Annotated in this window: 2 protein-coding genes; one reads left to right on the forward strand and one right to left on the reverse strand. The window is 77.0% G+C overall.

Annotation, left to right across the window (positions count from 1 at the left end):
• The coding region (locus AB0J52_RS41725; protein WP_500188827.1) for a threonine/serine exporter family protein at positions 1 to 418 on the forward strand (418 nt) is incomplete at its 5' end.
• 68 nt (positions 419 to 486) lie between these two features.
• Here AB0J52_RS41725 and AB0J52_RS41730 read toward each other — a convergent pair.
• The coding region (locus AB0J52_RS41730) for an aminotransferase class V-fold PLP-dependent enzyme (protein WP_500188828.1) at positions 487 to 1,131 on the reverse strand (645 nt) is incomplete at its 5' end.

The following is a 1,131-nucleotide window of genomic DNA, read 5'->3' on the forward strand; positions in this document are numbered from 1 at the left end:
GTCGTTCGCGGTCCTGCACCTGGTGTCGCGGGCGCTGCTGCCGCCGGTCGCGCTCGGGGGGATGCTCGCCTGGGCCGTCCTGGTCGAGATGCGCGGGCTGGACCTGCCCGCCGCGCCCGCCACCGCGATCGCCGCGACCGTGGTGGGCCTGTTCGGCACCGCCTACGCGCGGCTGGCGCACGTCCCGGCGCTGGTCTGCGTGACGCCGTGCATCGCTCCGCTGATGCCCGGGACGCTGATGTACCGGGGCATGGTGCAGCTCACCACCGGACGGACCGGGCCCGCCGCGCTGGTGCTCGCCGAGGCGCTCGCGACGGCGCTGGCGATCGGCGCGGGCGTCTACATCGGCGGGGAGATGCTCCGGGTCGTCCGGCCGGCGCGGCGCGTGCTGCGGCCGCCCCGGCGCGTGCGCAGCTGACCTCCCGCCGCCGCACGGGAGGCGGCCGGATTCGGGCGCGCCCGGTGTGCGGCCGGGCGCGGCCCGCCTCAGGTGAGCTTCGCCAGCGCCTCGGCGGCGCGGTGGCAGTCGTGGAAGGTGCAGTAGAGCGGGACGGGCGCGAGCCGGACGATGTCGGGCTCGCGGGCGTCGGCGATGACGCCCGCCTCGTCCGCCAGGGCCTTCACCAGCCCGCCCGCGTCCGGGACGCGCAGCGAGAGCTGGGTGCCGCGCGAGGCCGGGTCGCCGGGCGTGATCACCCGGACGCCGCCGAGCGGCGCGAGCCGTTCGGCGAGGTAGCCGGTCAGGCGCTCGCTCTTGGCGCGCAGCGCCGCCATGCCGACCCGGTCGAAGATCTCCAGCGAGACGAGCACGGGCGCGAGGGCCAGGATCGGCGGGTTGGACAGCGCCCAGGCGTCGGCGGTCGGCGGGTGGTCGACGTCGGGGTCCATGCGGAAGCGGATGTCGGCGCGGGTGCTCCACCAGCCGGACAGGCGCGGCAGCGAGGTGTCGCGGACGTGCCGCTCGTGCACGAACGCGCCCGCGACCGCGCCGGGACCGCTGTTGAGGTACTTGTAGGTGCACCAGGCGGCGAAGTCGACGTCCCAGTCGTGCAGGCTCAGCGGGACGTTCCCGGCGGCGTGCGCCAGGTCCCAGCCGACGACCGCGCCCGCCTCGTGGCCCGCGCGGGTGAG

Origin of the sequence: Spirillospora sp. NPDC049652, from assembly GCF_040675125.1 — a bacterium.
In the GTDB taxonomy this organism is placed as follows: domain Bacteria; phylum Actinomycetota; class Actinomycetes; order Streptosporangiales; family Streptosporangiaceae; genus Spirillospora.